This is a genomic window from Paenibacillus sp. FSL R5-0887 (assembly GCF_038002305.1).
GTDB classification, from domain to species: Bacteria; Bacillota; Bacilli; order Paenibacillales; family Paenibacillaceae; genus Paenibacillus_AQ; species Paenibacillus_AQ odorifer.
Genome location: NZ_JBBOCE010000002.1, coordinates 1,003,745 through 1,030,316, shown reverse-complemented (window position 1 = coordinate 1,030,316; position 26,572 = coordinate 1,003,745). Strand labels below are relative to the sequence as shown.

Sequence of the window (26,572 nt, the reverse complement as noted above, 5' to 3'; positions counted from 1 at the left end):
ATGAAGCTGACAGTAATCGGTACTGGGTATGTGGGTCTTGTATCTGGCGTGTGCTTTGCACTGGGCGGACATCATGTCATCTGTGTGGATAAGGACGAGGAAAAGATTAAAAAGCTGAAACAGATGGAATCGCCCATCTATGAGCCGGGAATCGAGGAACTGATTGAACTGAATCTTCGTGAGGAACGGTTATCTTTTTCTGCAGATCTTCAAGCGTCGGTGCGCCGTTCAGATATTATCATTCTTGCTGTAGGTACGCCATCATTGCCTAACGGTGAAGCAGACTTAACCTACATTGAGGGTGCAGCCGCTGAAATCGCCAAAGCGATGGAAGGGCACAAAATTATAATGACTAAATCTACAGTTCCAGTAGGAACAAATGAAAAAATCTCTCAAATGATCTCTAAGTATACCCAACATTCTTTTGATATCGTGTCTGCACCTGAGTTTTTACGTGAAGGGTCAGCGATTCGCGATACCCTCCATCCTGATAGAATTATCATTGGCCTTGATAATCCAGAGCTGGAACCAACAATGCGCGAGCTTCATAAGGGTTTCACAGAAAATGTATTTGTAACAGATATACGCAGTGCTGAAATGATCAAATATGCTTCGAATGCATTTTTGGCCACGAAGATTTCCTTTATTAATGAGATCGCCAATATTTGTGAAAAAGTGGGAGCTGATGTAACCGAGGTAGCACAAGGAATGGGTATGGACCAAAGAATCGGGTCATCCTTCCTGCAGGCTGGTATCGGTTATGGAGGCTCCTGTTTCCCGAAAGACACTAATGCGCTCATTCAAATTGCGGGCAACGTCGATTACGAATTCAAATTATTGAAATCTGTAGTCGAAGTGAACAAGGGACAACGGTTTATGATCATCTCCAAGCTGCATGAATCACTTGGCAGCCTGCGCGGTTCGACGATTGGGATATGGGGGCTTGCCTTTAAGCCTAATACTGATGATGTCCGCGAAGCTCCCGCCAGAGAGATTGTTGAGGCACTGGTGGCTGAAGGGGCAACAGTCAAACTATATGATCCAATCGCAGCTACAAATTTCAGGCAGCAATATGATCATCCGCAGCTTCGCTGGTGCAATCTGCCTGAGGAAGCGGCTGAGGGCAGCGATGCCGTATGCCTCTTGACCGATTGGAGCCTACTCAAGGATATTGATCTGCATCAGCTGGCGAAAAGCATGCGCAATGGGGTGCTGATCGATGGACGCAATGTGTATTCCAAGGAGCAAATTGAGGGTACCGGACTCGTTTATCATTCTGTCGGCCGCCCGCAGATGGGTGGATTGAGCGGTTATTCTGCTAGTGTGGCTGGAGCGGTTTAATGATTTGTGTTAAGTGTCAGTCGCAACTGCGGTGAATGTTTGGACTTCCAGCCGCTGTTGTCTGCAGATTTCCTGATTTTAACCGCTGATAGCGGTAGAAATCCGCAGACAAAGGCGGACGCTATCGCTCTTACAGTTCCAAAATTCCCCTCCGCCCCTTCGTTCCCTTATCTTAAGTTTCTAAGCAATTTATAAAGTTAGGTACTCTGATTATATACCGCAGTAGCAGTAGCAGTTGTAGTTGTAGTTGTCATTGTCTCTGTCTCTGTGGTGGCAATTAGTCTTGCTCTTGTAGTTGCAGTTGTTCTTGCAGTTGCAGCTGCCTCCCCCGGAGCAGAAGCAAATCTTTAGAAAAACGTGCTTGCTTCCGGCTGGTACAGTCCGGTACGCACGGATCAAGTATTAAGAAGAAGTTGGTTAGGTGAAGAACGGAAAGGGAATTTGGAACTGTAGAAACGGAGTGTTCGCCCGAAAGATTTCCGTAGGAAAGCTAGCTTCGAAAGCATATGCTATCCTCGGATTTCTACCGCGAGAAGCGGTTCAATCAGGAAATCTGAGGATAACAGCGATCGGAAGTCCAAAATCCCTTGGAGTGGTTTCTACCTAACAAATTTTTTTAGTGCATCCGCTCGAAATAAGGCTAAGTGGAAGCTGACGTTTTGATAACAATTCAAATATGCTCGATTTCCATAATTCAAGGAGGGTTCATTCTATGAAAATGGTACTTCTATCAGGCGGTTCAGGTAAACGGTTATGGCCGTTGTCCAACGACTCACGTTCAAAGCAATTTCTAAAGGTACTTGAAAGCCCTCAAGGTGAACCAGAATCCATGGTACAACGTGTCTGGAGACAGCTGGAGGAAGCAGGGATGGCAGAATCATCTTATCTGGCCACCGGCCGCGGCCAAGTAGAAATGATACAAAGCCAATTGGGAAGTCATGTGCCGATTATCGTTGAACCGGAGCGTCGGGATACTTTTCCGGCTATCGCCTTAACAGCTACCTATCTTTATTCAGTGGCAGGTGTTTCTCCAGCGGAGACGGTAGCAATATTGCCTGTTGACCCTTATGTAGAAGCATCTTTTTTCGATACCATAGCTATGCTTGAGGGGACCATGCTGGAAAGTGGAGCAAATCTGGCTCTAATGGGTGTTGTTCCTGAACATGCCTCAGAGAAATACGGATATATTATTCCTACCACCGAAGAGGCGGGGGAAAATGGTTTTATGAAGGTGAGTCACTTTCAAGAGAAACCAGACCGCATACAAGCAGAACAGCTCATCGAACAAAATGCCTTGTGGAATTGCGGAGTGTTTGCCTTCCGCTTAGGGTACTTGTTAGATATTTTGCAGCGTAAAGGGTTGCCTTTAGGATATGAAGAATTGCAGAAGCAGTATAAGCTATTGTCTTCCATCAGCTTTGATTATGAAGTGGTGGAGAAAGAAGAACATATTGTGGTGCAGCCGTATGATGGATTCTGGAAGGATCTTGGAACGTGGAATACGCTGACAGAGGAAATGAGCAGCAAGCATGTAGGAAAAGGTTTTGTGACGGCGGATTCTGAGGGGACTTGCTTGATTAATGAGCTGGACATTCCGATTACGGTAATTGGTGCGAAGGATCTGATCATTGCGGCTAGCCCGGATGGGATTCTAGTTACCCATAAAGCTGAGAGCCCACGGATTAAAGAAGTGCTGAAGACCTTTGAACAAAGACCGATGTACGAGGAACGCCGTTGGGGCCATTACAAAGTTATTGATTATGTGAAATATGATGAAGGCAATGAAGTGCTGACCAAACGGATTTTTATATCCGAGGGGAATAATATCAGCTATCAATTACATCGCAAGCGTAGTGAAATTTGGACAATCGTCAGCGGCGAAGCAAGTATTGTGCTGAATGAGAAAAAACATAATGTGAAGGCTGGGGACGTGGTACGTATACCGGAAGGAACGAAGCACGCGATCCTTGCTTTGACGGATGTTGAGTTTATAGAGGTACAGACGGGGTCTGAATTAGTAGAAGAAGATAACATACGTATTACTTTAGACTGGAATGATATAGAACTACAACAATTCATTTCATAGGTCTAACCTATCTATTTAACCAATTCAAAATTTCTTGAAACAGGTAAATTGACTCAATTATCAAAAAAAGTCATAAAAACACTAAATATATCATTAATTGTCGTCGATACTTACGGTAAGAGAGATTATTTCTCTTAAATTGAAAAGGCAAACCTATCGAAAGGTAGGGACGCAAAGCTATAGGGCCTTCGAAAGAGTGGCAGCCTGGCTACCGAAAGGGAGATTATTTTGAAAGCTTACCGTACGTATCGATTGTTTGGTGCATTTCTGTCACTCGTCCTGTTTCTGACTGCACTTCCGCTTGCTGTTGGAATTTCGCCGTCTGTTGTCATAGCTGCTTCAAATTCTGGAACGCCAGTTACCCCAGGTGCCTCACCTGAAGCCGTAAAGCTGCTTAACTATTTTTACTCGATCTCAGGAAAAGGTATTATTGCCGGTCAACATGACTATTTAGAAAGTCCAGATGAAATTAACAATATGCTGAAGGGAACCAGCGGGCAATATGCGGCTCTTCACGGTTATGAAATGGGTGCGATCAGTGGTCAGTCCGAAGCAACGATGGCTTGGCAACGTCAAAATGTGGTGAACAGCGCCATCAACTGGAATAAAGCGGGCGGGATCGTAGCTATGACTTTTCATGCTAACCTGCCGGGCACCTCTTATGACTGGGATAATGTGAAAAAAACACTTAGCCAGAGTGAGTTCGATAGTTACGTTACACCGGGTACCAAGCAATATAACAATCTGATCGCTGAGCTTGATAAGGTGGCCGTCTCTTTAAAAAGCTTGCGCGATGCCAATGTTCCGGTGCTTTGGAGACCCTATCATGAAATGAACGGGAACTGGTTCTGGTGGGGGAAGAAAAATAACTTTTCTAAACTATGGAATATTATGTATGACCGTTTTGTTAACGTTCATAAATTAAATAATTTGTTATGGGTATGGAGTCCGAATGCTCCCAATGTTTGGTCAGATCCTTATGCGCTAACTTATCCAGGTGCTGATAAAGTAGATATTCTGGCAGCAGATATATACGAAAATGATTACCAGCAAAAATACTATGACAGCTTATTGAGTCTAGCCGCAGGCAAACCGATTGCGATCGGGGAGAATGGTGAAATGCCTAATCTGGAGAAGCTTCAGCAATCGCAAAGTAAATGGACGTATATGATGAGCTGGGGAAAAATGCTTTACGAGAATAACAGTGCAGACACAATCAAAACATTTATGAATAGCAACTATACCCTGACCAGAGATAAATTAAATACTGGTCTGGCACCGACACCTAGCGCCGCACCAGCGCCGGCACCTTCCGAAGAAGAGGGGGAGGCAGCAATTCCTCTCGCGAAGGGGCTTGCAGGAGAGTATTACAACAACATGCAGTTGTCGGGAGCAGCAGCTCTTAACAGAACTGATGCAATAATCGATTTCAATTGGCGGCAAGGCTCGCCGGATGCCGCCCTCGGGATTGATCGGTTCTCCATACGTTGGAGCGGTAAAATCAAGCCATTATATAATGAGCAATATACATTTTACACTACCTCAGATGATGGTATCCGTGTCTGGGTGAATGGGGAATCCGTGATTGATAGTTGGACTAAGCAAAGTGGTACTGAGCGTAAGGGCACTATAACGCTGAAGGCTGGCCAGCTATATGATATCAAGGTGGAGTATTACGAGAATGAAGGCGATGCGAGAGTCCGCTTGATGTGGGAAAGTGCTAGTCAAGCTAAAGAGACAGTTCCAGCAAGTGCACTTTTTCTTCCGGATGTCTCCTGATTGATGAAAATTAAAGGTCGATCCTTAGTGGCTCTGCGTTATTGCAGAGCTACTAAGCTATAGTCCTCATTAGGTCAGAAGACGATTGTCCGATAACAGGTATGTTTTTAACACCTGTGGAGGCAGTACAGCTACCGAAAGGAGGATTTATTTGCGTAAATATTATAAGAAAAACAGATTGTTGTTTACTATGTTACCGGTCTTTATTATTTTTTCCTTGCTGCCTTGGGGAGAGGTTAAAAGTCTTCCGAAGGCTATGAGTGTTTCTTCCTCCCTACCTCCGGCTATACCAAGTAATCCTTCGGCTTCTGAAGAAGCCAAGCAACTACTAAGTAATTTGGTAAATCTACGTGGCAAAGGGCTCTTGTCCGGCCAGCATGATTATCTAGAAAGTCCAGATGAACTGGTTCATAAGCTGAAGAATACTTCGGGACAAAATGCTGTTCTACATGGTTATGAATTAGGGGCGATTAATAATCAATCCGAAGAGACGATCGCAGAACAGCGGCAAGCTGTTATAGACAGTGCAATTGAATGGCATCAAGAGGGTGGCATTGTAGCGATGACCTTCCATCAGAGCTTACCGGGAACCTCTCCAGAGTGGTCCAATGTAAACAGAAGTCTCAGTCAAGAGAAATTTAATGCTTATGTTACACCTGGGACAGCTCAGTATAAGAGGCTAATCTCAGATCTAGACGAGGTTGCTGGATATTTGGGTCAGCTGCGTGATGCCGGAGTTCCGGTCTTATGGCGACCTTACCATGAAATGAATGGTGGTTGGTTTTGGTGGGGGAAAAAGGACAATTTTTCAGAGCTGTGGAGTATTGTCTATGATCGTCTTGTAAACACACACAAGCTAAATAATCTACTGTGGGTGTGGAATCCGAATGCGCCGAATGAATGGTCAGATCCATATGCTGCATATTATCCCGGTGGGGATAAACTCGATGTTCTGGCTGCGGATATCTACAATAACGATTATAAACAGTCCTACTATGAGGATCTGCTCGCATTGGCCGAGGGTAAACCTATCGGAATCGGGGAGAGTGGGCAACTGCCGAACCCGGATGTATTAACTGAGAAACAAAATAAATGGGTCTATATGATGACCTGGGGAAAATTACTTACAGAAAATAATACGCTACAGTCAATTAAAAGCTTTATGAAAGACTCGTTTATAGTATCAAGAGAGGACTATGTTCTCACAACAGGAGGTCCTTCGATAGCACCCGTAACTCCGGTAACCCTGACGGGTTTAACTGGAGAATACTATAACAATACTGATTTAGAGGGAGAAGCGGTACTTATCCGCAATGACCGTAAGATTGATTTTAATTGGCATGGCGGGTCTCCTGCCTCAGAGATAAATGAAGATCACTTTTCTGTACGCTGGAAAGGGAAACTCAAACCCAAATTCAGTGAAAAATATACGATTTCGGCATCCTCTGATGATGGAGTCCGTGTCTGGATTGACGGAAAGCTGATCATCGACAATTGGAAAAATCAAAGTGCAACCCTTCATAAAGGAAGTATCCCGCTCACAGCCGGAACGCTTTATGATATCCAAATTGAATATTATGAGAATGAAGGAGATGCCAATCTTCGTTTGCTATGGGAGAGTTCCCGCCAGAAGCAGCAGGTAATTCCACAAGGGGCATTGTTCCTTCCTTAATCTAATGAAATGATAGGGTAAGACATTCCGGAAGAAAGAGAGGACCTATGGATGGGAATAACGAGGAGAATATCTAATAGAAAAAATAAGATATCTGCAAACAAACCATTACTGTTATTACTAAAATTCGCCGCATTAACCGTCTTGTTTCTGTTGTCTGTCTCTGTCTTCGGAACGAATAGGACAAACGATTATAAGGTAGGTGCCAATATACCGAGACTATCTGCAGGAACTGATGCTGCAGCAGAAATACCGGATGGTACTGTGATCTGGAATCTGGGACAACATGATGGCTCAGCAGCTGAATTCGCTGCGAGTGGCACTTCTGGCAGCAAGAAGGAATTTAATGTTACTTCTTCGGTACTCAAATCATCGGCTCTTCAGAGCTTGCCTGCAGGCTTGAATGGAAAGACCCAGCCGGAATTAACGATCACCTATCAGCTAAATAAGATCCCGGAGAATGGGGTCTTATTTAGCGTAGGTATTCTGGATGCTTATAAATCCGTGCCGCAAATGAGTGTGTTCTCCAATCATCAATTGTCGGGGATCATTCAAATTGCGGGCGTTGCTGGCACAGAAAGCGAATATAACTTTCAAAAGACCTATGAATTATATATTCCCAAGGAGCAATTGAAGATAGGAACGAATGAATTGAAGCTGCAAACGGTTCGCTGTTTATATTGCAGTGACAAAGAAGACGAATATTCCTGGTGGACTTGGGATAATCTCCGTTTAGAATCTCTTAACGCTCCAATTTCTGAGCCTATCCATGGCAGCTATACACTGACGGGAACAGTAGTGAATAATAAACAATTTTATTTCGATGAAGGTGCAGTTACGCACTTGCCTTATGTTATCAAATGGCTAGGGATGGCTTATAGCGGGAATGTGATGCGTACTAGCTGTGCCAGTGATGTCGGGAGATCCTGCTCGGATATGATGGAATATTACAAGGTATTGCAGGATTACAACATGCAGGCGGTTGCTTTGTATTTGCATACTGGTGATATTAAGCTTAAGGCAGATGGATCGTTGCCTGCTGACGCGGAGAAAAAGCTGACAGATTATTTTGAGCAATATAGCCCCTATTTTCAATATTATGAGGTAGATAATGAGCCGGGATTATTCAATCGTTCTAAGGCAGTGAACCTGGCGATTGCGGACTGGCTGAATAAAAAGGGCAAGCAAATCGCGCCCCATTTACAAACTGTTGCTCCGGGCTGGGCATATTGGCCGAGCTACAGTGAGGATTCTTGCGGTAATCAGAAGGGAACTGGGAAGGAATGTGGAGATCCGGATGGCTGGGAACGTGATCCAGAGCAACGTATGGAGCTGGAGAAGGTTACGGATTTGACCAATGGACATTCCTACGGCGACTCTTATATTTTTAGTAATGGAGGAAGCTTTACTGAGAATTTGAAGACCTTCACTGGCGCAGACAATGGACTCGGCAAAAAAATGCTGACCACTGAATTTGGTACCTCGGACAGTCATGTGGATGCCTATCAATACGGGGCAACGGAGCGGACAGCGGCTGTATTCGACCGGATCATGCGTGCACATATTGGTTATGCGGATATGTTTGTGCAGCATGCTGCTTTTTTTAAGGATTTCAGTTTATTCAAATACGGGTTTAATTTAGAAGAGCATGATCCGGCGACCACAGAGATTTATTATACAAAAGAAAATGAGGATTCACGTGTCAGCATCATGAGAAGGCTCAGTCTTGCCTATGCTACACATGGAGCTCCGCTAACTTATCAAATTGCCAACAAAGATGTGTTAGCCGACAAGCTGGTATATGTTCGGGCCGTGGATACTTCTACATTGAAGCCTCTTGCGGGAAGCGGAGCGACCTCAAATAAGGTGCTGGTTAATTTCGTTAACTTTGAATCTACTCCACAAACTGTGAGTGTAAATGTGACTATGCCGAAAAACGGGGTGTATGAAGGGGAACGTTTTGGAAACGGGGATACGTATGAAAAAGCAAGAAGTTATGTAACAGGTAAAAAGGCTACTCCTACGTTAACCTTTACGGAGACCCTTGCTCCAGGAGAGGCTGTGCAGTATATTTTGCAGCCTTCCTCTGAAGTAAAGCCGTCGGCACCTAAAGGATTCAAAGCCGCAGCAACAAAAGGTTTAGCTGTAAAATTAAATTGGTTGGAGGCACCAGGAGCAAGCTATGAGCTGCTTCGCGCTGAAGGTAGCGGCGGGGAAATGAAGGTGGTGGCCACCGATGTGAAGCTTACAGAATATACGGATCATAATTTACGTGAAGGGACGTTATATACCTACGCGGTAAGGGTATCCGGCTCTAATTTACTGTCCGATAAAGTTCAGATTACAGCCACTGGACTGGTTCCTCTGGATCGTACTAAATGGAAGGTATCCTCAAATGTGAATACGGCAGCATCAGCTCCTAGTCTGGCTATCGATGGGGATCGGCGCACGCGCTGGGATACGGGGAAACATCAGGTATCCGGAGAGTATTTTCAGATTGATCTGGGTGAAGCACATGAAATTGAAAGAATAGATTTGGATAGCACGTTATCACCGTTTGATTATCCAAGAGACTATGTAGTCTATATTTCTGACGATGCTCAAAACTGGAAAAAACTCACGTCTGGAAAAGGTACGAAAGAGCTTACTAAGATATCCTTTTCTAAAGTGAAGACGAGGTATGTCAAAATTGTACAGAACGGAGCGGGTGGGAATTATTGGTCTATTCAAGAGTTACAGGTGTACTCCAGAGAATAAGCAATTATTTGAATTTATATAACTGTTAATAGAGCATACTAAATAACCTCAGCGGGATCCTTCTCCCGCTGAGGTTATTTTTGTGCTTTAAATAAAATGGAGGCCTGACATATAAGGTAAAGGAATTGCCTCAGATTCCCCTGAGGAATCAGAGGTGCGAAGCGGGCTCGCTGGATCAAACAGCAGCGAGATCAGCTCCTTGTCGTCCACGGACGACAAGTCGAGGCTACGATTGCGGCATACTTCCGTCTGCCGCAAAAGCGCTTCCCGGTCTGCGATGCAGACCGTCCCGCTGTTCGCGCCGGCGCTTAAGGAGGCGCCGGCGTCCCGCAGAAGCGCGAGCAGGCTGCGCTCCTGCCACGGCACAGGCACTTGCAGCGTGCCAACGCCGCCGCACAGAGCCGCCTTGGCCAGCAACGCCGCTACCGCTTGCGGCTGGCCCGCCCATTCCACCGCCGTCGCTGGGCTCGGCGCCGGCACATCCGCCGCAGGCACAGCCATCGCGGCGAACCCCTCGATGCTGCCGTCCCGCACGGCTACGAGTGTGCGCTGGGACAAGCCCAGCACACCCGCGTAAGCCTCGGCACCCAGCAGCAGCGCCAGCTCACCCGGACTGTACACCTGTCCGGCTTCGCGTTCATTCAGCAGCCGGTTGACGGCGAAGAAGTCGCCCGGCTGCATGGGCCGCAGCGTCCATTCTTCCCCTGCTGCGGCAGCAAGTGCGTGAGCCGAGCTTGCGTTCAGCTCGGCAAATTGCGTACCGCCGAACGGTACGCATCCCGCTCGGGTATACAGCGAGCGGTCACCCGAGACAAAGATAAGCGATGCGCCGGCATTCGCAGCATGGGTCTGGCATAGCTGTAGAAGCTGACCGGCTAGTCCCTGTCCGCGATAAGCAGGATCTGTGCAAACCGCGCCGATGGAGAACACGTTCAGGAGAGCTTCTCCAGTGCGGATCGTGGAGGGCACTAATCCCATAAAAGCAGCGATGTTACCGTCCTCGGCAACGGCTGCATAAGAGTGAGTGTAACCAGGGCTAAAAATCAGCGGAAACAGCTCTTTCATAGAAGTGTCGCCAGCTTTACGAAAGATGGAATGGGCTAGAAGAGCGGCTTGCTCCAGCTCCGCAGGTGTTATTAATCTCAATTGCATATACAGTCAGCCTCCTTATATGTAAATACGAGTAGGGTAGAAAGGAATTATTTTAAGTATAAGCCCCAGCGGATGAAATCTTCAATCCTGCTTATATTATTCAATGTCTCAAAAGGAGGTGGATAAGGGTAATAACGTACATAAATAAGGAAGCTTATATTTTAAGCTAGAAGCGAAAGGGAAGTGAATAAACGGTGACCCAACTTGCAGATAATATCATATTATTGCTGGCAGCTCTCTTACTTGTAGGTGTGTTTTCCACCAAATTCTCCACTAAATTTGGAATGCCAGCTCTAGTGCTTTTCCTTGCTGCGGGGATGGTACTGAGTCAATTTATCTTTTTTAACAATGCTTCCTTAACACAAATGGCTGGGATTTTTGCGCTGGTTGTTATCTTGTTCGAAGGTGGGATGCAGACCAGTATTAAGGATATCAAGCCTATTATTCGGCCGGCATTATCCTTATCCACGGTAGGCGTATTGTTAACGACAGCTATCGTTGGGGTGTTCGCTAAGCTGATTCTTGAGGTGTCATGGGCAGAAAGTTTTTTGTTCGGAGCTATCGTGGGTTCGACTGATGCGGCTGCGGTCTTTTCGGTATTAGGCGGTAAGAATATTGACAAACGACTGACCTCGACACTCGAAGCGGAATCAGGCAGCAACGATCCTATGGCGGTATTTTTGACAGTATCGCTGATCGAATGGATTCAGCATCCGGATATGGCGATATGGGGACTTGTGCTGTCCTTTATATGGGAGATGGCAGTTGGTTTGGTGATAGGGATTGTACTTGGTAAAGTCGCAGTATATCTTATCAATCGAATTAACCTGGATTCTACGGGACTTTACCCGGTATTGGCAATTGGATTTGCTGTCCTAACCTACGGCTTATCTGCACTCGTTCATAGCAGCGGCTTGCTGGCTGTCTATGTAATGGGTCTTACCCTTGGCAATTCCGAGCTGATGTATCATCGAACCATTATGAATTTTAGTCATGGCTTTGCTTGGATGATGCAAATATTTATGTTTATATTGCTGGGTCTACTGGTATTTCCACAGGAGCTGGCAGAGGTGGCTTGGCAAGGTATATTGCTGTCCGTCATTCTGATGGTTGTGGCAAGGCCAATAGGAGTGTTTATAAGCTTGCTCTTTTCCAGATTCTCTATTCGTGAAAAAACACTAATTTCTTGGGCCGGCCTGCGCGGAGCCGTTCCAATTGTGCTGGCAACCTATCCGCTGCTAGCTAATCTTCCCCACGGCCGACTGTTCTTCAATGTGGTATTCTTCGTCGTGCTGACCTCAGCAGTGATTCAAGGAACAAGCATTTCACCGCTGGCTTCCCGGTTGAAGCTGGTGGGGCAAGAGGATTCAGTACAGCCATCCCTGATGGAGCTGGTCGCCCTTGGCAAGACGGATTCCGAGTTCAACCACATAGGAATTGAACCTTACATGCCCATTGCCGGGCAGAAAATCTCCGATATCGGACTGCCAGATGATATCTTATTTACTGCTATTATCCGGAATAAAAGCATTGTCACCCCCCATGGCAGTACCGTCATTAAGCCAGGGGATACTGTATATGTCTTAAGTCCAAAGAGCAAACGCGATGAGATGAGGGCTTTTTTCCGGAGTCAGAAAGGGAAGACGGCGGAGGAAAATATATCTTTGATTTAAGTCTAGAAAGAGGACGTTATCCAGAGTGTGACAGAGATAATAGGCGTTATAACAAAAGTTATGCTAGAATCGGCAACATGCAAATCTTCAGAGTGGTTGCAAAAAGCAAAAGGATGTGTTAAATTATATATAGATTTAGAACGAGTCTAAATACAATATAATAAATTAACCATAGGAGGTTTTATTAATGACTACACAACTAAAGAGCCAAACTGAACTGCACGCTGCTTTGAACCGCCAGACCGCGAACTGGTTCCTGCTTGGGGTAAAGCTTCATCATTATCACTGGTATGTTAGCGGATCCCAATTCTTCACGCTGCATGAGAAGTTTGAAGAACTCTACAATGAAGCTGCTGGTTATGCAGATGATTTGGCTGAGCGCCTGCTTGCTATTGGTGGACAACCTGCCTCCTCTATGAAACAATATCTGGAGCTTTCCGATTTACAGGAAGCTCGTGGCGGCGAAGATGCCAAGGGTATGGTAATGGAGCTGGTTAGAGACTTTACAACTGTTTCTAAAGAACTGCAGGCTGCGATTGCTACTGCAGAAGAACTGGCTGATCAACCCACTGCGGATCTGCTGATTGGTATTAGAAGCAGCATTGAGAAACATGCTTGGATGTTGAATGCTTTTATCGCCTAAGACAACATTCTTATAAAGGATAGAACCACAAAGAGCGCCTGCGTATAGGATACGCATGGCGCTCTTTGTTTTGTTGTTTTACTGCTGAACACAACTATTTAATAAACACACCCCCGAAGGGAACTACCTCGCGTAGAAATCGTTTAACAATTCCATCATCGTTGTTATCTCTTTCGAATCGGCGGTTCTGACGTCCTGCCTGAAACAGCACAGGCCCGTGACCTGTCATCTTCCAGTGATAGCTCATATGCTGGCTAGCCAAATGGTTGCCGTAAACGGTGAGCTCCAGCTTGGCATTCTCAGGGTAGGCAATAATGCTGCCTGCATCGACATAAAGGGGGTTGGTCGGGTGCAGTACAGCTTCACAGACCGTACCATCCGTCAGTATGCCAATCATGCCATTGCCCGAGAATTTCACTTTTACAATGTCCCGTGTAACGAGCACATTCTTCATGCTTAGCACTCGGGTCTCCAGTGAAATACCTATACTGTAGAAGAAGAGATGCTTAAAGTCGTACAGCAGATCGCTTTTGCCATCGAGCTGCAGGATTTTTATGCGATAGCCTGGTGGAAGGGCGGCGACGAAATGGCAAGGACCTGCCATATCGGAACGAATCAACTTTCGCTTGCGGTATATGCCCTTCACATCCATAAATCTGTCCGCTCGTCCTGAGGAAGGACCTTGATAAGCGATAATTTGTTGTGGATGGAGTACATGAACCTCTTCCTTCTCCTCAAGGGAGAAGGCTACGGCTTGTCCGCTTCCACTGTCGCTTTCATCTTGGATATCGATGTTCATAGTTCATCTCCCTCATGCTGTGACTGTGATCTTCAATGAATACGTAAGACTAACGCAGACGGTCGCCTTTTCGCGAACGGTAAAGCATGCTGAAACGAATAAAACGGATCAGTATAAAATAACCTAGGATTAGTCCAATCCCTGTAAAAATAGTCACTTTGATTTTATGATAATATTCTTCGCGTGCCGTCCGGTCATTTTTTAATTCATCAACCATCTGCGTTAGTTGGCGATTCTGCTCTTGTAGGCTTTCGTTCTGTATCCGGTAAGCTTCTATCTCCTGCGTGGTATTCGCGAGCTTATCCTTTGCCTGCTGAAGCTCTTCAGCGGTTTGCTGAAAACCTTCCTTTAATTCATTCACTTCGTTTGGCAGCTCGGAGAAATTTTTAACTCCATTATAGATATCACTGAATATATTAGCTTTTGCTACAGGAGCTGGCAGGCATACAGTAAGCGTCAGCAAGAACAGGAGCGAATATAACAGCTGTAGATATGCTCGGGATTTATGTTGCTTCATCTATATAATCACCACCCAATTTAGGCTTGTAGTTCTTTTATTTTAACACAGCTTGACAGCTTCTGACAGCGTACGCCATGGGACTGGTAATGCTTATAATGAAAGTAATTTTTACCTCCTTAAGGTTTTCGTTTACTCATTATTAAACACGATCAGTCCGTGATTATCTCGATTGAGAAGAGGTACTATTTATCGTATACTTTGGACGAAAGGGGCTGCTGTCGATTGAACAAATGGCTTAAAACAATATTGCTTCTGATCGGATCTGCTTTTTTGACTAGATTGATCCCATTTTCATCTTTGTTTCGGAATTTAGACACGATGATTCATGAATTTGGTCATGCTCTGATGACCTTACTACTGTCGGGTAGTGTGCTGAGGATTGAATTATACGCAGATCATAGCGGTGTAACCTATTCAGCTATTCAAGAAGGGGGCAAGGCAATATTAGTTTCCCTCTCGGGTTATTTGCTAGCCTCCTTATTTGCACTTCTGCTCTTCTATTTATACAGTAAGGGACGCCATGATTGGGGCCTTATCTTAGCTACGGGTGTGGCGTTGATTATGCTCCTGCTATACGTGCGAGGAAGCTTTGGCATGATGTGGTTGGGCGGATTTATTGCGCTAAATATTCTAATGCTGGTGGTTTGGAAGAAGGCCAGCAAATATTATTATTTGTTATTGGCCTTTTTAACCTTGGAGGAGTCTGTAATGGGAAGTTTATTTCTGGTATACGCGGCTGCTGTATCACCGTCCCGTGCAGGAGATGCCAGCAATCTGGCAAGAATGACTCCCATACCCGCTATATTTTGGGCTACACTGTTTTTTATATTTTCTCTGTTGTGTGCCAAATGGGCACTGGGACTATTTTTCAAGCGAGAGCGAATGCAGACTAAATTAGGGAGTCGATGAGAAAAAAACATAAAATTTTCGTCATAAATAGACAAAAGGAGTTGTTTTTACAAGAGTCAGTCTACTAAGCATGTAGAATGACTCTTTTTTTGTCGATAATATAGAACCGAACATACATTCCATGACATGGAGTTGTCCGCCATTATTGGTACATTAATAGAAGACCCAAAAAAAGAAAGAGGTGGAAATAATGATAGAAAGTATTCATCCCGTATTCACATGGAGTCAAAATCGTATTTTTGCAGGCGGCAATCGTAATGTTATTTTGCTTGTCGAATGGAAAGGGAGTATACCTGCAGAGCACAGCCGACCCAGCAGTTATAAAGTGGTTGCGCGTGAAATTGAGCTGCGGGTTTGGCTTGAACCCCATGTAACTTTTAAGCGTTCGTATGGGTGTGAGTTTGAAGTCGGTGAAGGCAGATCGCTACTTCTTAAGCTTGGCAAAATAAAAACGGGGCAACGAAAGTTTATTGCTTTGGAATTCAATATCTCTACTACTATTGCAGGTAGATATGAAGCTCTTTCCTTACAGTGGAAATATAAAAAGCCAACCGTAGAGCGTGTTCAAGAGCTTCCAGTAAAGGTTCTTGAGCTAGAATACACGCATCATACTCAGGTTCTGAGTGAAACCTGCTGCTTTCACGTAGAGAAACATCTGGAATTGTTAAAAACAGCTGAAACGATTGAGGAGGCAACCACGTTGCAAAATGAAGGACAACATAGTCAAGCTCATGAAATGCTTTGCCGTCACGCAGATAAATTACTATTACTAGCCGTGCGTTCTGGAGATCCTTTACTACTTAAAGAGGCCGAAATGTTGTATAAACAGATTGGATTCGAGTATCAGAAGCGGGGGAAAACTGCTACTGGAAATTGATATAGGACATACAACTAGAAGATGCATATTGACGAAAAAAGACCTATACATAAATTTGTTTTGTCAGCGGGTTCGGCGGAAAATAATCAGAAGAATTGTAATATAAAATGTGGTAACATAGTAAAAAAGTTCTATCACAATATTACTTTTTTTCATAAAATAATGGGTCTATTTAACCATAAATCAAGGGGAACTGAATATGACAGACCGATTAATCCGACTGATGCGCATTATTACACTTGTTCAAGCCAAGCCAGGGATATTAGCCCGTGAATTGGCGGAACGCTGCGGCAACAGCGAGAGAACGATATACCGGGATATGGACGCGCTTAGCGCCATGCATATTCCTATAACCCACCTTGGACATGGAAAAGGCTATGCTTTTATTGGCAATTTTGCACTTTATCCTTTGGATTGGTCGGAAGAAGAGGCGTCTGCGTTTTCGCAACTACGCTATATTATGGAAGATATTAAACCCGTTCTGCCTATCGATTTTGAAGGCGCTTATGAAAAAGTAGTTGCAGCTGAATACAAGCGAAAGGCGGAGCGGGAAGAAACGATAGAACGTGCAAGAAGAGAAGCAGGTACAAGCTGGTTGGAAAGAAGCGGTGCACAGATGGAGCATCAATCTTTTTTAACACCTATATTGGAGGCTTTATTAAAGCAGAGGAGTATTCAAGCGAATTATTGTGAGAATGCAGTGGAGGAGAAAGAAATAACCATCGATCCTTATTGTTTAGTCCCACTGGAAAATCGTTATCATCTCATTGGATTTTGCCATCATCAGGGTGTTATTCGTACATATCATATCAACGATTTTTCAAACGTGAAGCCACTAAACCGCTGCTTCTCAAAGGAATCATTTGATTTGCAAGCTTTTATGAAGCAAAAATGGTCACTTGACCGCGACAGTTTGCAGGTAGAGTTTAAAGTGAAATTTTCGGAGCGAATCATGGAAGGGCTTAAGAGAGAGGATCTGCCCTATAAGCCGAATAAAGTAGACCGTCAAGCTCGGTGTTGTTATTTTAAAGTCGCGTTGGAACAAGATATTGCGTTTGTCCGCTGGATTAAGAGATTCGAAGAGGATGCTGAAATCATAGAGCCGTTATATTATCGTGAAGTGCTCAGGCAGCAGTTGGAGAAATGGATATCACAATATAAATAAGATGGATTCTCACCTTCAAATGAAATATTCGTTTACATATATTGTTACAAATCAAAAATTATAGAATATTTCTCTTGTTTGGTGAGTCTTTTTATAATATCATCATACATTAAATAACATAATTATAATTTATAGGGTTATTTTTATCCTCGAATTTGACCTTTGTTCAATTTTATATAGAAGAAAAGTATTCTCAAGATTCATTTGATTCTTAAAAATGAATATATTAATCCGGGTGAGGTTTCTGGGGGAGTGGATTATCCATTTTGTTGAATGTACTGGGCTTTAACGTGAAGAATTAATATCATTCGTGTTAGGTGTCTTTGCAGCCCTATTTAGGGGTGTCAGAGGCATCTTTTTTGTGTGCAAAAAGCCAAAATCATCGTTGTATATTGTCTAATTATAACAATATATAACTAAACATATACAAACACAACTGTACTTATAGAAAAACGAAAAACTGTATGCTAGAATAGCATCTAAATATATACATACGAAATTGGGAGGAATGGAAATGTTTAAGAAATGGGCACTCTCCGTGATGGGGATATTGGCAATCCTTCTGGTTGTGAATTTATCTGCAGGTTCAGGTGTAGAGGTGCAAGCAGCCACCAAGAAGACCGAAATTATTGTTTCCGCAGCGGCTAGTTTGCAAGACAGCCTGGATAAGATTGCTCTCCTTTATGAAAAGAAACATCCCGATATTGATTTGGTTTTTAATTATGCAGCATCCGGCACTCTGCAAAAGCAGATTGAGCAAGGGGCCCCGGCGGACCTGTTCTTCTCTGCAGGTGATAAACAGATGAATGCACTGGTGGAAGGTGGACTTATCTCCGATCATAAGGTTCTGCTTAAGAATCAATTGGTTGTAGTTGTACCCTCAGATTCAAAGGTCAAATTAACTACGATTACTCAGCTTACGGATAAAGCTTTTAAGAAGGTGGCAGTGGGACAGCCTGAATCTGTGCCGGCGGGTCAATATGCTCAGCAATCGCTGACAGCGAAAAAGGTATGGGATCCGCTGCAAAGCAAACTCGTATTCGCCAAGGATGTACGTCAGGTTCTCTCTTATGTAGAAACAGGAAATGCCGATGCCGGTTTTGTCTATAAGACAGATGCGCTTACTTCAAAGAAAACTAAAATCGCTTTGACGGTCGGTCCCCATGTACACAAAGCCATTAATTATCCGGCAGGCATCGTGAAGAGCTCGAAGAATCAAAAGGCAGCTAAGGAGTTGTATAGTTACCTTCAGAGCAAGGAAGCTAATGATATCTTTGTAAGTTATGGCTTCCTGCTTCCTTAAATAGAAATTACGAGTAGAAGCGGGTGGAATAAGGTTGGAAATAAACTGGACTGATTTCTTCGCCCCGGTATGGCTTTCCGTAAAAATATCTGTGATTACCAGCATTATTGTATTCATTTTGGCAACAGCTGCTGCGAAGGCCATGGCAGGCCGGAAGTTTCCTGGCCACAGCTTGGTAGAGACTATAATGCTGCTTCCACTCGTTTTGCCGCCGACGGTCGTAGGATTTGTACTTTTAGTTATTTTAGGCCGACGAAGCTGGATCGGTAGATGGTATGAACAGATGACGGAGCAGACGATCCTGTTCACATGGGGGGCAGCTGTTATCGCTGCTGTAGTTGTAGCTTTTCCACTCGTATATCGCACAGTGAAGGCGGGTTTCGAAGGGATAGAAGCAGATCTTGAAGATGCAGCGCGGGCACAAGGGGCAAGTGAACTGCAGGTACTGCGCTATGTCACGCTGCCGCTTGCGGGCCGGTCGCTGGCAGCCGGTTATGTTCTTGGCTTTGCCCGCGGTCTTGGGGAGTTTGGCGCTACCATTATGGTAGCTGGCAATATTCCGGGCCGTACGCAAACCTTACCCACAGCGATCTATGTTGCGGTAGATGGAGGCAATATGACGCTCGCGTGGATGTGGGTATGCTCAATTATTGTTATTTCAGCCGCTATGCTGATGTTTGTGAATCGGCGTTCTTAAAAAACACCAGACAGCGATTCTCCGGTTATGGGAGAGTTGCTGTCTGGTGTTTTTGGTTTGAAGCGGGCGGCTTGAGCAGATGCTGGGCAAGTGGAAACCCGGCGACTTTGATGCAGCTTTTAGCGCCGCCAAATTTTGATGGGAGTCTGTGAGTTAACTGCATTCTATACAGTTATTCGGTCTGCATAAGGGAACGTTCTAGTTTTAATTGTATTCTATACAACTAAAACTAGAAAAGACGCCTATGGGGTAGTAAATCAAAAGAAATAGGTGTACCAAATACAGTTATATCTAATTTGCTAGTTGTTCGAAGTTATATAGTTGTACGAAATACAGTTAAACGCTTCTGCAGATTGCTTCCTTCTTCTGTCTGCGACCATTAAGTCTCATAAATTATCGTCCCAGTTTCCGTGAGATCATATCCGTGAATGGATCCTAGCTCACTCTGGAAGGCTGGTGAACGCAAAATATCAATCACGGCAGCGATCCATTGCTCATGCTCCGGTTTTTTTATCATCACCAGGTCGTAGCACTCCTGAATCATAGGAATAAAATCAACGCCGTCGACAATCTTGGCGGCTTTCTCGGTGCCGATGGCTACATCAGCTTCTCCCCGGGCCACTTTACCGGCAACTGCCAAATGGCTGTTCTCCTCGTTCATATAGCCTGATAGGCTGGCTGCTGGAATGCCATGCAATCGAAGCTGTTCATCCAATAATACGCGTGCACCTGAGCCTCGTTCTCTATTGATCAGCGTGAGTCCATCCTGCTCTAAGTGAGACCATTCCTGAATACCTCTGGGATTCCCTTTTTGTACGTATAAACCAGCACTTCGGGTTAGCAGGCGAACTACAACATAAGAACATCCGACGAGTATTTTACGGATATAGGGTAGGTTGTATTCTCCAGTATCCCCGTCGAGTAAATGTGTGCTGACAATGTCCGATTCCCCTTTATACATGGCAATCAGGCTGTCTAGACTCCCGGCATAAGAACGAAGAGGACGTTCAGTAGGCAGAGCCCGTTCTAAATAGGTAGCTAGAATATCCAGTGACATATCCTGACCTGTAATCACCAAGCTGTGTCCTACAGCTTTAAGGTGAGGAGATTGTGCTGGATTTGTACCGGAAAAGGCCAAGGGGATTGCTGGTGGAGTCTGGCCCATTATAGTAGTAGGGTTAGCGGTAGACACCCCACTCCGTGTATTTTGTTTGTAGGCTTCCAAATCGGATTGATCCACGCGCATTTGTTTTCCTACACGGTAGGAGGGGAGCTCCCCTTTTTTAATTAGATCATATACTTTTAATTTTGATATTTTTAATAAGCGGGCAATTTCTTCTGTCGTATAGGATGTATTATCGGACATCACAAAAGCCTCCAGAACTTCATATTAGGACAAGACTACCCTATTTTGAAGTCCTGTGCAATTAGGCTATTGTTGTTTCCCAGCCTGTTGTGTACTGGATAATTTGATCAACTCAGAGACAGTGACAAATCGAAAGCCTTTCTTTTCTAATTCGGGCAAAATAATTTTAAGCGCTTCTCTAGTTTGTGACTGCCCGTGCACATGATCATGAAACAGAACGATGTCTCCATTACGTGCATTTCGAATGACCTTGTTCGAAATACTGTATACCCCTGGGCGATTCCAGTCACGTGTATCTTGATGCCAGGACCATAATATGGGCTTCAAGCCCATATTGTTAGACAGATCTACTAAGGTCTCGTCATACATGCCGCCTGGTGGTCTGAACAGTGAACTATGTTTACCGGAGACTTTTATAATCTCTTCTTCGGTCAATTTTAGCTCCTGCTCAAATTGGGCTTCATTAATAGGTCTTTTAAAATAAACGTGATTGTAGGTATGGTTAGCTAATTCATGCCCCTCAGCAATCACTCGTTTCGCTACCTCTGGATAGGCTGCAATTCTTTTTCCTATCGCAAAAAAGGTGCATTTCGCATGGTATTGATTCAATACCTTTAAGATTTGATCGGTTTCAGTAGGGTCAGGACCGTCATCGAACGTCAATGCAATCACTTTTTGGTTAGTATGTACTTCCCAAATCATGTCTCCTCTTTTTTCGTAGTAGTCGCGGTTTTTGCTTGGACTGCCTAGAGCAGAGTTCGTGAAGCATAAAAAGAGTGTAAGGGTGATCATCATAATTTTGCTGCGAGTTTTCATCATTTCACCTGTTTTTTTTATTTTAGAGTGCTCCTTTTGGGGGTCGGTATATTCATAGTTTAAGTTTTGTATAGACAACCAGTCTTTTTTTGTGCTCTTTCTTCTTTCTACTATCCTTCATGTACAGGTTATGAGATTCCTTTTGGGTTCTGATGATTACATAGTTATCGACATGCCCGTTTATAATTAAATTAGCTTTTGTATTTTGATGTGAAAATAGTTATGAAAATGCCTTATAATGAAGTACTATATACAGACATTTGGTTAGGGGTGGGAATATGACACTTATTGAAAAAAGAGAACACCGGCAATATCCGGAGATTACCCGCCTTGAAACGTCGAGAGCTGCTTATGAGCGTGATTATTCACGCCTGATTCATTCGCCTACTTTCCGTAGGCTACAAGGTAAATCACAAGTATTCGGAGCAGGGACGGGTGATTATTACCGTACGCGTCTGACTCACTCACTTGAAGTTGCGCAGATTGCCCGTGAGGCGGCGAAAAGTCTGCTGCGATCGTATCCAGAAGTGGAAACCACTAAGGCGGAGAATCCGGGTCTTGTTATCGATCCAGAGGTAGTGGAATGCGCAGCTATCGCTCATGATTTTGGCCATCCTCCCTTTGGACATAAAGGGGAAGAAGTGCTGGATAATATTTTGGAACAGCTTATTGAAAAGAAAACTAACGAAGCTGCGCTGCAATCAGGCGCAACGGGTGTGGATCGGCTGCTGATCCATGAGCAGATGAAGCAACGTTATGAGCATTTCGAAGGCAATGCCCACAATTATCGGCTGATTATGTTTCTGGAGAAGCGTGAAAATATTGATGGCCTAAATCTGTCGGATGCTGTGCTGCTAGGCATAAATAAGTATCCTTTTCCCGGCACCTCGCTGAAGAAGGGGATGTACCTGCACGAATGGGGATATATTTCGGAGATCCGCAAAGAGTGGGGAATACCAGCAGGTAAGAAAACGTTGGAGGCTCAGCTTATGGACCTTTGTGACGATATCGCTTATTCTGCACATGATCTGGAGGATGGGATTAAAGCCGGAAAGATTGAAGTGCATGAACACTTTATGCATGATTCTTATATCCAACGGTTAATCGTGGAGAAAATCACCACGCTCGAGGATTTCTTCTGGAAGGGCTGGGAAGAGGAAGGCATTCGCGCGAAGGTCGAGGAAGTGCTCAGTTCATTTCTTCGGGTTTGGAAGGAAAAAATGCCAACCTGTGAAAACGACTATTCCCGCACTCGACGTGAAGTTAAGGCTTATTGGGTAAGTACCTTTGTCGCAAGCTTGGGAGTGATCCAAGATGGAGACTGGAAGAAGGTCACCTTTATAAAGGAAGGAAAAGAAGATGAAGATATGCTGCGGACCGTCAGTGTGTTGAAAAGCTTCGCATGGGTCACTATGATCCGTGATTTGCGTGTGCAGCGGCTGCAGAAACGTAGTGAGTGGATTTTGCGCCGACTATGGGGAGCATTTCTGGATCCACAGACCTCTAAAGCCATTATTCCATCGGATTGGCTGCAGCGCTTTGAGAAAGATCAGAAGCAGGCAAAGCCGATTTGGACTTGGGAGCATATGGTGATTGATTATATCGCAGGGATGACTGATGCTTTTGCAGAGAAAATATATAATGAGCTGTACGGACTGAAAGTCGGCTCGATTTATGATTTGGATTAGAGGCTCTTAGACAAGTAGTCCCTGCTGTTCATTTAGGATGATCTAAATGAACAGCAGGGGCTATTTTTATAAGGGTTATTGATTTAAATACCACTCATATGCAGTTTTTTCAAGCTTAACCACAAATTCTTCTTTCCCGTCTATATAAGCTCCAATATCCTCTGGGAATTGTTTGGCAAGAGTATCTTTTAAATCTCCGTACTGTTTAACCGCCTCCGGATATGATCGAAGGTAGTCTCTTACAGCCAGATGACGACCGATATCTATCTTATTATCCATTTGGAAGACATGAACATGATGGGTTCTGCTATTTCCGCCTTTTCTGAAATATCTTCTGCCACTGATACCGAACTCACCCATACATTCATAACCAAGTGCTGTCATTTGCTGGTTGAACTCATCTACAGCTTCGATATTTCGTACTACTGGCATTATATCTATGATTGGTTTCGCTTTGAGTCCGGAAACAGAAGTGCTGCCAATGTGGTGAATATCAACGAGGGCATCAGCAAAGATATCTTTAATCTTCTGAGCTTCTTCGTTGAACATTAGACTCCATTGTTCGTTAAATTCTGTGACCGTGACCTTCATTGCACTAACCCTCTCTTTATGGATAACTTTGGATTTTCTTATTATAGAACAGATGTTCTTGTTTTGTAAAGCTTATTATTAATATTGCCGGTCATAATCAACAAGATTTAGAGAAGGTGTGCCTGATGATAAGTAAGACTTCACATTTTCGGTAAAAATATTAACGATCCGGTCAGCGTATTGATCTGTAATTCCAGCGGAGTGTGGAGTGATAATAACCTGCTCCATAGACCAAAGCGGATGATCCTGCGGAAGGGGTTCGGTCTCAAAAACATCCAACCCAGCACCACGGAGTTGTCCGCGATTCAATGCATCGATCAGCGCCTCTGTATCGGTAGTTGCGCCCCGGCCAATGTTAATGTAATAGGAGCCTTCTTTAAACGCGGAGAAGCTGGTGGCATTAAATAAATGCTTGGTCTCATCGGTAATAGGAAGGGTATTGATGATGAAATCGCCTTGACTTACAGCTTCGGATAAACGATCTGTTGTATAGATTTGATCAAAGTCTGCGACTGGCTTACCGGAACGGCTGACACCGATAGTCTTCATCCGGAAGGCTTTAGCAATTCTGGCGGTTTCACTGCCGATCGCTCCAGTTCCAGCTATTACGGCTGTTTTACCGAACAGCTCGCTTTCACTGCCATCAGATTTCCAAATCCGGTTCTGCTGATTGCGTACAGCTGTATGCAAATTACGGGTGAAGAGAAGAATGAACCCGAAGATTACCGCAGAAATAGGTTCGGCATGAACTCCGCTCCCACTGGTGAGCAGGATTCCTTGTTGCTTAAGACGATCGAGAGGAAGCTTCTCAATACCAGCAGACCAGGACTGAACCCAGCGAAGGGAGGACTCAGGGCGAAGGAGTGTATCCGAAATACCTTTTGCCCAGCCAATTACAATTTCTGCTTCTGCAAGCAGCTGCAAATCCGGATTTTTTGCGTCTCCTTGTGTAAATGTATAGCCTGGGGCAGCCGCTTTGATCCTTTCCTGCTGCTGAGATGTAAGTGGTTGTAGACATACTATAGACTTAGTCATGATGTGTTCCTCCTACTTTGTGGTTTAATGGATATGGATCATGTTATAGGTTAAGAATACCAAATCTATTGGAGAAGGTGAAATTGACCATGGATGCTAAAGCATCAGAGAACGAATCAGAACGGCTTTTTTTAGCTGTGAAATTACCTTCTGAGCTGCAAGAAATAGTGGCGCAGGCATGTTCAAAGCTATCTGAAAATTTTGATTTTGCTAAATGGACAAATCCGCAAGATTATCATATTACCCTGCAATTTTTAGGAGATACCCCAAAGGCCAAAATTCCAGATTTAGTGAAATCCTTGAGGCAGACTGCGGGTCAAGGCAGACCCTTCAATCTCTCTTTGGACAAATGGGACACATTTGGTCTTCCAGCTTCCCCAAGAGTCCTGTGGATAGGGGTTTCCGGCGAAATAGAGGCATTAAATCAATTAGCTGCCAGAGTGCATTCAGCGACGTTTCCACTAGGTTTTTCAGGCGAATCCAGGGCCTATAAACCGCATCTTACTGTGGCTCGAAAGTACCGGGGAAAAAATTCATATGATGATAAATTGCTGGAAAATTTACTGAAATTGGATGATGATTGGAACCTAAAAAACTATCAGAGAGACTGGACGATTGATAGTTTTGTGTTGTATGCTACCAGAATGTATGCCATTCCTATGTATGAAATTATTGAAAAGTTTACAGTTTAAAATCGATAATAAAGTTTTCAAAGCTTCCGTTTTCGGTTACATACAATAGGAATGTGCCGTGAAATAGGAGGAATATCATGTTAATTTTTAAACAAAACCGCTATATTGCGTTGCTCGTTGGCGTTATACTAGTGTGTTTCTCTGCCATAAGCTTATTGCAACCCGAACAAGTTGCGGAAGGGAAGATGGACAGGGTGCAGATGGATAAGTTGCAATCCACTAGCCGTGCATCCGTACTTTCTCTTTTGCAAGATGAATCGAAGTCTAGTATAACGAGTAGCATTACGAGGGGCATTACTGAAGTTACACAAGCCAATAAGCTTAATAACACATTCAGTCTTTTAAGTTCCGCTTGGAAACCGGCGAAGGGTGTGGAATGGCTTAGTGTAAAAAAATTAAAACAAAAAAACACAAAAAACACATCGAACGTTTCCATTATTCGGGTGAAGGCTGATGTAGTACAATCCAAGCCAGCTGCGCAAAAAGCGTCGCAATTGGCGGAAACAGCAACAAAGAGTAGTCAGGCGACAGCGAAGACAGTCTCGGCTTCTCAGAAACATCCCCTCACAACATTGTACTTCTCTCGGACAGAGCTATTAAGCCAGGAGCAGCAAAGTAAAGCAACCCGGCGCTACGCTGTATCCGAAGAAGAACTGCTTCTGCTACAAAAAATTGTAATGGCAGAGGCGGAAGGTGAACCGTACAAGGGCAAGGTGGCAGTTGCCAACGTTGTTCTGAATAGGCTGCGGTCAGCCAATTTCCCCGACACGATATATAAGGTTATTTATCAGAAGAGCCAGTTCAGCCCTGTAGCTAACGGGCGTCTTAACCGTGTGAAGCCTAACGATGATAGTATTAAAGCGGTGAATGCTGCACTCTCCGGAGTAAAGGAAGTTCCCGATAATACTTACTTTTTCTTGTCGCTAAAACTTGCACAGGATCTGACCGTACATCATACACAGACTTATGTTAAAACCATTGGCAATCATACTTTTTATAAATAAATTTGGT

At 44.2% G+C, this 26,572-nt stretch carries 22 protein-coding genes and 1 riboswitch; of the genes, 15 read left to right on the top strand and 7 right to left on the bottom strand.

Going from position 1 to position 26,572, the window contains the following annotated elements:
• From MKY14_RS22600 to MKY14_RS22580, 5 genes are all read left to right on the top strand, one after another.
• Positions 1-1,341 carry a UDP-glucose dehydrogenase family protein gene (locus MKY14_RS22600; RefSeq protein ID WP_076129263.1) on the top strand — a complete coding sequence of 447 codons (1,341 nt, stop codon included), beginning with the start codon at positions 1-3 and terminating at the stop codon, positions 1,339-1,341.
• A 712-nt stretch (positions 1,342-2,053) separates the two neighbouring features.
• Positions 2,054-3,427, top strand: coding sequence for a sugar phosphate nucleotidyltransferase (locus tag MKY14_RS22595; protein WP_076129262.1), 1,374 nt, complete (start codon positions 2,054-2,056; stop codon positions 3,425-3,427).
• Between the two features lie 136 nt (positions 3,428-3,563).
• A riboswitch (cyclic di-GMP riboswitch) is annotated at positions 3,564-3,643 on the top strand.
• Positions 3,644-3,655: 12 nt separating this feature from the next.
• On the top strand, positions 3,656-5,206 hold the full coding sequence (locus tag MKY14_RS22590) for a glycosyl hydrolase (protein ID WP_081387268.1): 1,551 nt from the start codon (positions 3,656-3,658) through the stop codon (positions 5,204-5,206).
• Between the two features lie 151 nt (positions 5,207-5,357).
• Entirely contained in the window at positions 5,358-6,878 is a 1,521-nt protein-coding gene (locus MKY14_RS22585) for a glycosyl hydrolase (protein ID WP_340034002.1), read from the top strand.
• A gap of 51 nt (positions 6,879-6,929) precedes the next feature.
• The gene (locus MKY14_RS22580) at positions 6,930-9,635 is read left to right on the top strand and encodes a discoidin domain-containing protein (protein WP_081383792.1); all 2,706 of its coding nucleotides are present in this window, start codon (positions 6,930-6,932) and stop codon (positions 9,633-9,635) included.
• Positions 9,636-9,722: 87 nt separating this feature from the next.
• Here the strand turns inward: MKY14_RS22580 and MKY14_RS22575 are convergent, their stop codons facing one another.
• Positions 9,723-10,787 carry a GNAT family N-acetyltransferase gene (locus MKY14_RS22575; protein WP_340977369.1) on the bottom strand — a complete coding sequence of 355 codons (1,065 nt, stop codon included), beginning with the start codon at positions 10,785-10,787 and terminating at the stop codon, positions 9,723-9,725.
• 194 nt (positions 10,788-10,981) lie between these two features.
• Here MKY14_RS22575 and MKY14_RS22570 point away from each other — a divergent pair, with 194 nt between their 5' ends.
• Positions 10,982-12,460 carry a potassium/proton antiporter gene (locus MKY14_RS22570; protein ID WP_340977368.1) on the top strand — a complete coding sequence of 493 codons (1,479 nt, stop codon included), beginning with the start codon at positions 10,982-10,984 and terminating at the stop codon, positions 12,458-12,460.
• Positions 12,461-12,647: 187 nt separating this feature from the next.
• Positions 12,648-13,103 carry a Dps family protein gene (locus tag MKY14_RS22565; protein ID WP_076129259.1) on the top strand — a complete coding sequence of 152 codons (456 nt, stop codon included), beginning with the start codon at positions 12,648-12,650 and terminating at the stop codon, positions 13,101-13,103.
• Between the two features lie 94 nt (positions 13,104-13,197).
• On the opposite strand, the gene MKY14_RS22560 is transcribed toward MKY14_RS22565, so the two are convergent.
• Positions 13,198-13,902, bottom strand: a complete 705-nt coding sequence (locus tag MKY14_RS22560; protein ID WP_340977367.1) for an AIM24 family protein — start codon at positions 13,900-13,902, stop codon at positions 13,198-13,200.
• Positions 13,903-13,951: 49 nt separating this feature from the next.
• On the bottom strand, positions 13,952-14,419 hold the full coding sequence (locus MKY14_RS22555) for a hypothetical protein (RefSeq protein WP_076129257.1): 468 nt from the start codon (positions 14,417-14,419) through the stop codon (positions 13,952-13,954).
• 225 nt (positions 14,420-14,644) lie between these two features.
• On the opposite strand from MKY14_RS22555, the gene MKY14_RS22550 reads away from it, so the two are divergent.
• The 5 genes from MKY14_RS22550 (at position 14,645) to modB (ending at position 19,373) form a co-directional block, all read left to right on the top strand.
• Positions 14,645-15,331, top strand: a complete 687-nt coding sequence (locus tag MKY14_RS22550; protein WP_076194197.1) for a M50 family metallopeptidase — start codon at positions 14,645-14,647, stop codon at positions 15,329-15,331.
• 190 nt (positions 15,332-15,521) lie between these two features.
• Positions 15,522-16,208: a hypothetical protein gene (locus MKY14_RS22545; RefSeq protein WP_076279907.1), complete on the top strand. Its 687-nt coding sequence runs from the start codon at positions 15,522-15,524 to the stop codon at positions 16,206-16,208.
• Positions 16,209-16,407: 199 nt separating this feature from the next.
• Entirely contained in the window at positions 16,408-17,373 is a 966-nt protein-coding gene (locus MKY14_RS22540; RefSeq protein WP_076129254.1) for a helix-turn-helix transcriptional regulator, read from the top strand.
• 508 nt (positions 17,374-17,881) lie between these two features.
• Complete coding sequence (modA, locus tag MKY14_RS22535) at positions 17,882-18,676, top strand: molybdate ABC transporter substrate-binding protein (RefSeq protein WP_445253391.1); 795 nt, start codon at positions 17,882-17,884, stop codon at positions 18,674-18,676.
• 40 nt (positions 18,677-18,716) lie between these two features.
• The gene (gene modB / locus MKY14_RS22530; protein WP_172628881.1) at positions 18,717-19,373 is read left to right on the top strand and encodes a molybdate ABC transporter permease subunit; all 657 of its coding nucleotides are present in this window, start codon (positions 18,717-18,719) and stop codon (positions 19,371-19,373) included.
• A gap of 379 nt (positions 19,374-19,752) precedes the next feature.
• Here modB and MKY14_RS22525 read toward each other — a convergent pair whose 3' ends face one another.
• Positions 19,753-20,739: a substrate-binding domain-containing protein gene (locus MKY14_RS22525; protein ID WP_076129251.1), complete on the bottom strand. Its 987-nt coding sequence runs from the start codon at positions 20,737-20,739 to the stop codon at positions 19,753-19,755.
• A 66-nt stretch (positions 20,740-20,805) separates the two neighbouring features.
• Positions 20,806-21,555: a polysaccharide deacetylase family protein gene (locus tag MKY14_RS22520; protein WP_076129284.1), complete on the bottom strand. Its 750-nt coding sequence runs from the start codon at positions 21,553-21,555 to the stop codon at positions 20,806-20,808.
• 278 nt (positions 21,556-21,833) lie between these two features.
• Between MKY14_RS22520 and MKY14_RS22515 the strand changes: the two genes are divergently transcribed.
• Positions 21,834-23,243 carry a deoxyguanosinetriphosphate triphosphohydrolase family protein gene (locus MKY14_RS22515; RefSeq protein ID WP_038568916.1) on the top strand — a complete coding sequence of 470 codons (1,410 nt, stop codon included), beginning with the start codon at positions 21,834-21,836 and terminating at the stop codon, positions 23,241-23,243.
• Between the two features lie 75 nt (positions 23,244-23,318).
• Here the strand turns inward: MKY14_RS22515 and MKY14_RS22510 are convergent, their stop codons facing one another.
• A complete protein-coding gene (locus MKY14_RS22510; RefSeq protein ID WP_076129249.1) occupies positions 23,319-23,834 on the bottom strand; it encodes a GrpB family protein in 516 nt (171 codons plus the stop codon).
• 78 nt (positions 23,835-23,912) lie between these two features.
• The gene (locus MKY14_RS22505; protein ID WP_076129248.1) at positions 23,913-24,869 is read right to left on the bottom strand and encodes a D-2-hydroxyacid dehydrogenase; all 957 of its coding nucleotides are present in this window, start codon (positions 24,867-24,869) and stop codon (positions 23,913-23,915) included.
• 89 nt (positions 24,870-24,958) lie between these two features.
• On the opposite strand from MKY14_RS22505, the gene thpR reads away from it, so the two are divergent.
• Together thpR and MKY14_RS22495 are read left to right on the top strand one after the other, a co-directional pair.
• Positions 24,959-25,561: an RNA 2',3'-cyclic phosphodiesterase gene (gene thpR, locus MKY14_RS22500; protein ID WP_076218347.1), complete on the top strand. Its 603-nt coding sequence runs from the start codon at positions 24,959-24,961 to the stop codon at positions 25,559-25,561.
• Between the two features lie 77 nt (positions 25,562-25,638).
• The gene (locus tag MKY14_RS22495) at positions 25,639-26,565 is read left to right on the top strand and encodes a cell wall hydrolase (protein ID WP_076137184.1); all 927 of its coding nucleotides are present in this window, start codon (positions 25,639-25,641) and stop codon (positions 26,563-26,565) included.
• Positions 26,566-26,572 lie beyond the last annotated feature (7 nt).